The organism is bacterium (assembly GCA_021372775.1).
Lineage (GTDB): Bacteria > Acidobacteriota > Polarisedimenticolia > J045 > J045 > JAJFTU01.
The window spans coordinates 1-9,710 of sequence record JAJFTU010000247.1; the positions used below are offsets into that span (position 1 = coordinate 1).

The window sequence follows — 9,710 nt, forward strand, 5'->3', positions numbered from 1 at the left end:
CCTCCTGTCGCCGAGCAAGACACGACATCTCCGTCGCCAAGCCGACGCCGCCCCTGCGATGACGAGAAGACCGGCCGCGACGCAATGCGGGACGGGGGGCGCGGAACGGCGCGATGCTCGTCGCGCGGCGCAAGCCGCCCCGTTCTACCGATCGATTGGAGGTCGTCAGCCGAGGGGGGGCCGGCGATACCCTTGAGTTCTAGGGTTCGACGGCCCCCCCCTCGGCCGACGACCGACCACGCCCCGATGGACACGCGCCCTGCGCGCCCGACCACCGACCACGTCTCGACGGACACGCGCACTGCAGCCGCAATGCCGCGGCGCAGATTCAAAGCCGCGCCAAAGAATCCTCGAGCTCAATCTCCAGCTCCGCGAGCAGAACGTCCCCCGCGCCGAGCAGCATCGCCTCCTCGGCCGCCATCAACACGATCGACGGATCCGAATCCAGCCCGATCCCCAGCTTGCGGCAGGCCATGTTCGCCAGCCGCACCAGGAGCAGCAGCGAGTTGTGGCGGTCGAAGGCGTCGGAATGGTGCTCCCGCGCCACCGCGACGTACTTCTCCGGCAGCCCCCACTTCTCCAGCAGCAAGCACCCCTGCGCCGCGTGCGCCGTGTCGATCAGCTCCTTGACCAGCGAGAGCGGCGGCTCGATCTCCAGCGCCTTCGCCCGCTTCATCTCGTCGAGCGCCCGCAGCAGCCAGAGCTTGCCCACGTCGTGCAGCAGCCCGCCGATGAACGCCTGCTCGTCGAACTCCGCGTAGCCCAGCCGCCGCGCCAGCCACGACGCGGCCAGCGCGCAGGCCCCGGCGTGGCGCCAGAGCGTCTGCAGCAGCTCGTTGATCTTCGGGTCGTGCGCGCCGTACTTGCTCCGCTCGCTCGCCAGGAGCAGCAGGCGCGTGACTTCCTTCAGCCCGAGCCGCACGACCGCGTTCCGCACGGTCGTCGCCTTCGCCAAACCGCCGAAGAACGGCGAGTTCGCCGCCCGCAGCACCTCCGCCGCCAGCGCCTGGTCGGAGAGGATCAGCTTCTCGATCTCGGCGATGTCGTAGTCTTCGTCGGAGGCGACGATCGCCTGCAGCCGCAGCGCCACCTGGCTCACCACCGGCAGCGCGAGCTTCCGCTCCTCCGCGAAGCGGTTGACCTGTTCCAGCAGCGATCCGGCCATCAGACTTCCCCAAGCAGGCGCCGCAGCTCGCCCAGAGGCCGAGGCGGCGACAGCCTCGGCAGCGTGCGCAGGATTTCCTGGAACGTCGTCTGTCCCGCGACGGCCTTCACTATACCGTCCTCGAGCAGCGTGACCAATCCCGTCGTCTCGGTGCTGACGCGGCGGATCTCGTACGACGTCTTCCGCGCGATCAGCGCCTCCTTGACCATCTCGTTGAGGACGAGCAGCTCAAAGACGGCCACCCGGCCGCGGTACCCGGTGAAGCGGCAGTTCGGGCAGCCGTGCGGCTCGCGGAACGGCACGCGCCCGAACTCCTTCGGGTCGTACCCCAGCCGCCGCACCTCGTGCGGCGTGAGGAACTTCTCCGTCGAGCAGATCGGGCAGACGCGGCGGACGAGGCGTTGGGCGATGACGCTGACGACCGTCGAGGAGATCAGGAACGCCTCGATGTTCATGTTGAGCAGCCGCAGCAGGCCGCCGATGCTGTCCTCGGTGTGGAACGTCGTCAGCACCTTGTGCCCGGTGAGCGCCGCCTGGATCGCCGTCTCCGCCGAGAACTGGTCCCGGATCTCGCCGATCACGATCACGTCCGGGTCCTGCCGGACGATGTGCTTCAGCGTCTCCTCGTAGGTCAGGTTGATGCGGGGGTTGATCGAGCACTGCGAGATCCCCTCGATCACGTACTCGACCGGATCCTCCGCCGTGATGATGCTGGTCTGCGGATCGTTGAGGTAGTTGACCGCGCCGTAGAGGGTCGTCGTCTTCCCCGACCCGGTCGGCCCGGTGACGATCACCACGCCGCTCGGGGCGTCGAGCGCGTCCTCGCGGAACCGCTCCAGCGTCCGCGGCGCCATGCCGACGTCCTTGATGTCGAGCAGCGTGTTCCGGTTGTTGAGCAGCCGCAGGACGACCTTCTCGCCGTGGATCGTGACGTAGATCGAGACGCGGATGTCGATCCCCTGCCCGCGGTCCTCGAACAGGATCCGGCCGTCCTGGTGCCGCCGCTTCTCGGCGATGTCCGCCCCGGCGAGGATCTTCGTGCGGCCGAGGAAGGCCGGCGCGATGTCCAGCGGGTAGTCCTTGTACGGCACGAGCACGCCGTCGCGGCGGAAGCGGATCCGCAGCCGGTCCTTCATCGGTTCGACGTGGATGTCCGAGACGCCGTCCTGGATCGCCTGGGCGATCATGTCGTGCACGTTGCGGACGACGACGTTCTCCGCCGCCGCCCCGCCCGCCGTCTGGCGCAGCGCCTCCTGCTCCAGATGGCCGATCGCGTCGAGGATCGCCGGCTTCGACGCCACGCCGACGACGAGGTCCTCGCCGAACACCTTCTTCGCCGCGCCGATCGCCTTCTGGTCGAACGGGTCGTGGAAGGCGACGATCACTTGCCGGCCCTCGCGCCCCACCGGCAGGCACTCGTTCTGCCGGCACCACTTCGTCGGCGCCAGCCGCGCGACGTCCGGATCGAGGTTGTAGAGCAGGCTGGTGGCGTTGGGGAAGCCGAGCTGGCAGGAGAGGACCTCGTAGATCACGTCCTGCGGGATCACCTGGCTCTCGACGAGGATCTCGCCGAGCTTCGTCCCCGGGCGCTCCTTCTGCCGCGAGAGCGCCGCCCCGAGGTCGGCCTCGGTGATGTAGCCGAACTCGACGAGCAGCGCGCCGAGCGGCACGGAGACCCGCCGCGCGCGGAGCGTCTCCTGGATCGCCGCCTCGTCCACGTAGCCGAGCTTCTGCAGCACGGCGAGCAGCGTCCGCGAGCCGGCCAGCTTCGCCCGCACGCGCTGCGCGTACTGGAGCTGCTCCGGCGCGAGGCGGCCGGCGTCGATCAGAAGCTTGGCGATCCGCTCGCCGGTCCCCAGCGAGCCGGGCGCGGGGGCCGCGGCGGGAACGGTCGTGTCGGAGGTGCTCATCAGGTCTCCCGCGGCGCGGGCGGGCGCCGCCAAGGGATCAAATGTATAAGTTGGGCCGGCCGGCGGCGACCCGTTCCGCGCGGCCGTCGGAGGGGCGGAAAATGCTGCGCGGCGTGCTGTTCCTGATCCTCGGGGCCGTTCTGGTCTTTCTGGGCGCCGTCAAAGGGTATTCGCTCCGCTTCACGCACAGCAGCGCCGCCCTGGTCGCCCTCGGCGTGATTTCCGCGCTGCTGGGCGTATACCGCCTCTATTCGGGAATCCGCACCCGCCGCATCTTCTGACCCGCGGCCTCCGCGCCCGCCGGCGCGCGGCCGGTCAGCCCCGCGGCGGCCGCGGCTTCGGCCGCCCGTCCGGTCCGCGCTTCGCCCCGGCGAAATGCCGCGGGGCCGGCCCCTTTGCCTCGACGCGCCCCGCGCCTCCGGCCGGCTTCGTCCCCTCGCGGGGCCGCCGGACCGGCGTCGCCGCGGCGAGAAACGGCTCCGCCGCCACGGGGAACGGCGCCGACGGCGGCGCGAGCGGCGCGTCCCCGGCGTAGAGCACCCGCTCCAGGAAGAGCCCCGAAGGCGGCGCGGTCCCTTCGGCCACCGCCGCGGCGAGGCTCGGCGACGCCGTGCCGTCGAGCAGCGCGGCCATCGCCTCGGGCCGCCACTCCCCCGCCCCGACCTTGACCAGCGCCCCGACCATCCGGCGGGCCATCTTCCAGAGGAAATGGGAGGCGGCGAGCCGCACGAGGATCAGCCCCCCCTCCTCGACGACCAGCGCCTGATCGAGGACGACGATCGTGCTGGTCTGGTCGGCGGGCCGCTCGCAGAAGCCCGCGAAATCGCGCTTCCCTTGGCAGAGCGCCGCGGCCGCGGCCATCGCCGCCGGATCGAGCGGGCGCTTGACCCACCAGACGAACCGCCGCGCGAACGGCGTCCTGCGGCGCGAGATCTGGTAGACGTACGAGCGCAGCTTCGCGTCGTGGCGGGCGTGGAAGTTGTCGGCCGCCGGGGCGAGCGCCGCGACGTGGACGTCGAGCGGCAGTTCGTCGTTCAGCGCGCGGCGGAACGGCTCCGGGTCGATCGGGCTGCGGAAGCGCAGGTGCGCGACCTGGCCGACCGCGTGGACCCCGGCGTCGGTGCGCCCCGCGCCGCCGACGTCCGGCGCCTCGCCGGCGACCCGTCCGGCCGCGGCGCGCAGTTCCCCCGCGACCGTGCGGGCGTTGCGCTGCTCCTGCCAGCCGGAATAGCGCGTTCCCTGATACTCGACGACGAGCTTGTAGGTGGGCATGGGCGGGCATTGTAGGGCGCGCCGCCCCGCCGCGCGGCGCCCTCCGCCGACCGCGGTCGGAAGAAAGTTCCGCCCCGCGGGGGGCCGGCGGACTGCTCCGGACAGCCCCGGGGCGACACGGCACAGGCACGGCGCTTGCAGAAAGTCCGGTCCCAACTGTCGCGAAGGAGCGCGCCATGCCGAACGTCACGACGACCAAACGTCCCCTGCTGACCATCGTCCCCGCCGACGAACCCGCCGGACTCTGCCCGACGCTGCTCTTCGACGGCGAGCCGATCCACGACCGCCGCCAGCCGTACACCGAGCTGCTGGCGCTCGACGGGGCGGAGCCGGACCTCGTGATCCTGTTCGGCGTCGGCCTGGCCTACACCGCGGCCGGCGCGCGGCGGATGTTCCCCGCGGCGCGGGTCGTCGCCTACGAGCCGGTTCCGGAGATGGCGGAGATCGCGCGCCGCTTCCTGCGCGACGAATGGCGGCTCGAGGGGGTCGTGGTGGACCAGGACCTCGCCGACTTCTCCGCGCGCCTGATCGCGGCGATTCCGGGCGCCCGCGCGGCGGCCGTCGTCGAGCTCGAGGCGCTGGCCCGCCTCGTCCCCGACGAAGCGGCGGCCTTCCGCGCCGTCGTGCGCGAGACGATCGACGCCTCGACGCAGACGAAGGTCGTCCCCCCGGCCTCGGCCGAGGCGTGGGCGAACATCATCCTCGCCGCGCCGCGCCTCGCCGGCGACCCGACGCTCGCCTCGTGCGCCGACGCGCTCGCCGGACGCCCCGGCCTCGTCGTCTGCGCGCCCCCCGACGGCCCCGGCGCCGCGCCGCTGCGCGCCCTCGCCCGTTCCTGCTGCGTCGTCGCCGCCGCCGACACCGCCGCCGCGCTCCACGCCGCGGGAGTCCCGGTGGACGTCGTCGTCGCCCGCGGCCCGGTTCCCGCCGACGGCGCGCCGTGGCTCGCCGGCGCCGCGCTGCTCGCCGCCCCCGAGGCGTCCCCCTCGTGGCGCGCCGTGCCCGCCGCGGCCCGGCTCCTCTTCCCCCACGCCGGCACGGCCTTCGCGCTTCCCGAGGAAGCCGGCGCCCACGCCGCGGGGTTCGCGTTCGGCGACGAGCTGCCGCTGGTCCACGCCGCGCTGACCCTCGGCCTCGGCCCGATCTTCGTCTCCGGGCGGCGCGACGACGCCGACGCCTCGTGGAACCTCCTCGCGCCGTCGGCGCGGCGCGACGCGCTGCTGCGCCGCCGCTCCGCGGTCTCCGGCGTGCCGATCCGCGATGTTCCGGAAAATCCGGAAGCGACGGCGACGCCCCCCGCGCCGCCGCGCCGCTTCGCCGAGGCCCTCGCCGACCGCGGCCGCGCGCTCGGCGCGGAAGCGGTCGCGCGCGCCGTCGCCGCGGCCGGGGAGCGGATCGACGCGCTCGTCGACGAAGCGGCTCTTATCGTGCCGCAGCGCCGCGCGGACTACCTCGCGCGCCGGGCCGCCGGCGACGCGCTCGCCCAGGTCGTCGTCGCCGGAGCGGGGCTCGGCGCGGCCTCCGGACTCGGCGGGCTGGAGAAGAGCGCCGCCGCGGCCCAAGTCCTCCTGCGCCACGTCGCCGAGGCGCTCGGCGCGCCGGCGCGCCGGACGACGGTCGTCCCGTTCCACACCGCGGACGAGGCGCCGGTGCGCGTCTTCGTCGGCGGCGAGAACGAGGCGCCCGCCGCCTCGCGCGCCCTCCGCGCGGCGCTCGCCGCCGAACTCGGACCGCGCGGCGACGTCCGCTCGCTCGACCGCGAGCTCGCGGCGGCGCTCGGCGACGAGGCCGCGGCGATCCCCGCGGCCGCGAGGCCGCTGCTCGTCGCCCGCCTCTGCCGCGGCAAGGGGCGCGCGGTCTACATCGAGCCGTCCGCGCTGCCGCTCCGCGGCCTCGACCGCCTCGCGCGCGGCGAGATGCGCGGCTTCGCCGCGCTCGTCCCGGCGGAGGGGCCGGCCTCGATCGCGCTGATCGACGCCGCGCATCCGGCCTTCGCGGGACCGGAGCTCGAGGCGCGCCTCGCCCAAGGGCTCGGCCTGGCCGCCCGCGGCGACCTGTTCGCCGGAGAGCTGCCGGCCGAATGGTCGTGGCGCGACCAGGCGCCGCTCGGCGCGGCGGCGGTCCGCTTCACCTGCCCGGAGTGGGCGCCGTGGCGCAGCGACCTCCACCCCTGCGCCTACCTCTGGGCGGCGCGCTGCGGGCTCGCCCCGCGTCCCGTCGCGGCGCGCCCGGCCGCGACGCGTCCGATCTCCGCGGCGCGCTGACCGAATTTCCTCTTCGCCGACGGCCGCCGCGCGGGAACGCGGCGGCCGTTCCTTGTCAAATCGCGCGCGGTTCGGGACAGGCGTGCGGGCGCGGGCTAGGATGTCATAGTCCCCGCATTTCCCCTTCTTAGGAGTCTCCGGCATGAGCCCCCGCATCCGCGACGAGGAAGCCCTCGAATACCACGAAAAGCCGCGCCCCGGAAAAGTGAGCGTGGTGCCCACCAAGTCGTGCCTCACGCAGCGCGACCTCTCCCTCGCCTACACGCCGGGCGTCGCCGCGCCGTGCAACGTGATCGAGGGCGATCCCGACGCCGCGTACCGCTACACCAACCGCGGCAACCTGGTGGCCGTGATCACCAACGGCACCGCGGTCCTCGGCCTCGGCGACATCGGCGCCCTCGCCGGGAAGCCGGTGATGGAGGGGAAGGGGGTCCTCTTCAACCGCTTCGCCGGGATCGACGTCTTCGACATCGAGGTCGCGACGAAGGATCCGGAGCAGTTCATCCAGGCGGTCAAGCTGATCGCGCCGACCTTCGGCGGCATCAACCTCGAGGACATCAAGGCGCCCGAGTGCTTCGAGATCGAAGAACGCCTCGTCGAGGCGCTGGACATCCCCTGCTTCCACGACGACCAGCACGGCACGGCGATCATCGCCACCGCCGGGCTGATCAACGCGCTGGAGATGCAGGGAAAGAGCCGCGCGCAGGTGCGGGTCGTGATCCTCGGCGCGGGCGCGGCGGGGGTCGCCACGCGCACGATGCTGATCGCGGCCGGCTTCGACGCCGCCAAGATCATGTTCTGCGACCGCACCGGCGTCGTCTACGTCGGCCGGACGAAGGGGATGAACCCGATCAAGGAGCGGATCGCCGTCGAGACCGACGCCCGCACGCTGGCCGACGCGATGGCCGGGGCCGACGTCTTCATCGGCGTCTCCGGGCCGAACCTCGTCAGCGACGACATGGTGCGGTCGATGGCCCCGAACCCGGTGATCTTCGCCCTCGCCAACCCGGTGGCGGAGATCGACTACGACCGCGCCAAGGCGCTGCGCCCCGACGCGATCATCGCCACCGGCCGCTCCGACTTCCCCAACCAAGTCAACAACGTCCTCGGCTTCCCCTTCATCTTCCGCGGCGCGCTCGACGTCCGGGCCCGCAAGATCAACATGGAGATGAAGCTCGCCGCGGTGCGCGCCCTCGCCGACATGGCGCGGATCGAGGTCACCGACGAGGTCCTCTCCGCCTACGGCGTGAGCGAGCTCCGCTTCGGTCCCGAGTACATCCTGCCCAAGCCGCTCGACTCGCGCGTGCTGCTGCACGTCGCCCCCGCGGTCGCCCAGGCGGCCGTCGACTCCGGCGTGGCGCGGCTCACCGACTGGCCGGGCAAGGAGGCCTACGCCCGCAAGCTCGAATCGCTGCTCGGCCCGTCGCGCCGCGTGATGCGCCTCGTGATGGAGAAGGCGCGGCGCGCCCCGGCGCGCGTCGTGCTCGTCGAAGGCGAGGAGCTGCCGGTGCTGCGCGCGGCGCAGCGGATGGTGGACGAGCGGATCGGCACGCCGGTGCTGATCGGCAAGGAGAGCACGATCCGCGGCATGGCCGAGGAGCACGGCATCGACCTCGCCGGCGCGGAGATCATCGACCACGCCGCCTACCCCGACCTCGACCAGATGTCGGCGCGGCTCTACGAGCTGCGGATGCGCCGCGGAGTCACCCCGCGCAGCGCCGACCGGCTGCTCCGGCTGCGCGGCGTCTTCGGCATGATGCTCGTCGAGATGGGGCTCGCCGACGGGCTCGTCGGCGGCATCGGCAAGTCGTACCCCGAGACGATCCGCCCCGCGCTCGAGATCATCGGCATGCGCCCGGGCACGAAGCGCGCCTCGGCGGTGATGGCCTGCGTCCTGCCGGAGCACGTCTACCTGCTGACCGACACGGCGATCAACATCGACCCCGACGCCGAGACGCTGGCCGAGATCGCGCTGATGGGCGCCGAGGCGGCGGAGACGCTGTTCGACATCGAGCCGCGGGTCGCGCTCCTCTCCTACTCCAACTTCGGCTCGGTCAAGCACGCGCACGCGGCGAAGGTCGCGGCGGCGCTGGAGATCGTCCAGCGCGCCCGCCCCGACCTCGTCGTGGACGGCGAGATGCAGGCCGACACGGCGCTGAACGCCGAGGTCGCGGCGGTCTTCCCCCACTCCCGCATCAAGGGGGACGCCAACGTGCTCGTCTTCCCCGACCTGCAGTCGGGGAACATCGGCTACAAGCTGCTCGCCAACGTCTCCCACGCCACGACCGTCGGGCCGATCCTCTGCGGCCTGAACAAGCCGGTCAACGTCCTCAACCACGTCGCCTCGGTGGACGAAATCGTCCGCGCCGCGGCGATCACGGCGCTGCAGGCGCGGCGCGGCGCGCGCAAGACGGCCGCCGCGCGGGTCGCGCCGACCGAGTGGACGACCCGCTGACCCCCGCGTCCGGGGCGATTCGAACGGAGGGGCGGGACATCCCGCCCCTCCGCTTTTCCGGGGCGCAACGACGGCGCGGCGCGCGCCTCCCCCCGTCGTCCATTCCGGGTTAGAGTCTCCGCGATGAACGACTCACTGTCCGCGGCCCTGTCGATCACGCTCCTCGGCGCGGGGATCGTCTTCGCCGCGATTCTCTTTTTCGTCGGGCTGATGGCCGCGCTGACGCGGCTGCTGCCGGTCCGGCCCGGCGCCGGCGCCGAGGCCGAGCCGGACGCCGCGGCGACGACCGAACTGGACGAGGAGGCGGAGGACGCCGCGCTGCGGACCGCCGCGGCCGCCGCCGTCGCCGCCGCGCTGGCGCTCCGCCGCCGCGCGGGCGCGCCCGCCGCGCCGCGCGAGTCGCTCTGGCGCCGCGCCGCGCGCCTTTCGGGCGTCCGTTGAGATCGAGGGAACGATGACCTTCCGTTGCCGAGTCCGCGTGGACGGCCGCGAGTTCGACGCGGCGATCGAAGACCTCGACGAGCGTCCGGTGCGCGTCGATGTCGAAGGACGCATGGTCGAGGTGTGGCCGGAGGAAGCGTCCGCGCCGCGACGCGCGACGTCGTCCGCGCCGCGCCCCGCCCGCGACGAGGCGCCCGCCGCGC

General features: G+C 73.2%; 7 protein-coding genes and 1 pseudogene. 5 read left to right on the plus strand and 3 right to left on the minus strand.

The window, feature by feature from the left end; all coding sequences use genetic code 11:
- Nucleotides 1-502 precede the first annotated feature (502 nt).
- Nucleotides 503-1,165 (minus strand): annotated as a pseudogene (locus tag LLG88_08685) (HDOD domain-containing protein).
- Nucleotides 1,165-3,075 (minus strand): Flp pilus assembly complex ATPase component TadA, encoded by a 1,911-nt coding sequence (gene tadA / locus LLG88_08690; protein ID MCE5246976.1) that lies wholly within the window; start codon nt 3,073-3,075, stop codon nt 1,165-1,167. Before tadA ends, LLG88_08685 begins: the two are co-directional and overlap by 1 nt.
- 101 nt (nt 3,076-3,176) lie before the next feature.
- Between tadA and LLG88_08695 the strand changes: the two genes are divergently transcribed.
- Nucleotides 3,177-3,356 carry a hypothetical protein gene (locus LLG88_08695; protein ID MCE5246977.1) on the plus strand — a complete coding sequence of 60 codons (180 nt, stop codon included), beginning with the start codon at nt 3,177-3,179 and terminating at the stop codon, nt 3,354-3,356.
- Nucleotides 3,357-3,390: 34 nt separating this feature from the next.
- Here LLG88_08695 and truA read toward each other — a convergent pair whose 3' ends face one another.
- Nucleotides 3,391-4,347 (minus strand): tRNA pseudouridine(38-40) synthase TruA, encoded by a 957-nt coding sequence (gene truA / locus LLG88_08700; protein ID MCE5246978.1) that lies wholly within the window; start codon nt 4,345-4,347, stop codon nt 3,391-3,393.
- A 176-nt stretch (nt 4,348-4,523) separates the two neighbouring features.
- Here truA and LLG88_08705 point away from each other — a divergent pair, with 176 nt between their 5' ends.
- The 4 genes from LLG88_08705 to LLG88_08720 all read left to right on the plus strand — a co-directional run.
- The gene (locus LLG88_08705; protein MCE5246979.1) at nt 4,524-6,611 is read left to right on the plus strand and encodes a hypothetical protein; all 2,088 of its coding nucleotides are present in this window, start codon (nt 4,524-4,526) and stop codon (nt 6,609-6,611) included.
- 142 nt (nt 6,612-6,753) lie between these two features.
- The gene (locus LLG88_08710) at nt 6,754-9,066 is read left to right on the plus strand and encodes an NADP-dependent malic enzyme (protein ID MCE5246980.1); all 2,313 of its coding nucleotides are present in this window, start codon (nt 6,754-6,756) and stop codon (nt 9,064-9,066) included.
- A gap of 123 nt (nt 9,067-9,189) precedes the next feature.
- Nucleotides 9,190-9,507, plus strand: coding sequence for an OadG family protein (locus LLG88_08715; protein ID MCE5246981.1), 318 nt, complete (start codon nt 9,190-9,192; stop codon nt 9,505-9,507).
- Between the two features lie 13 nt (nt 9,508-9,520).
- Nucleotides 9,521-9,710 (plus strand): hypothetical protein (locus tag LLG88_08720; protein ID MCE5246982.1); only part of this gene is annotated, 190 nt, incomplete at its 3' end.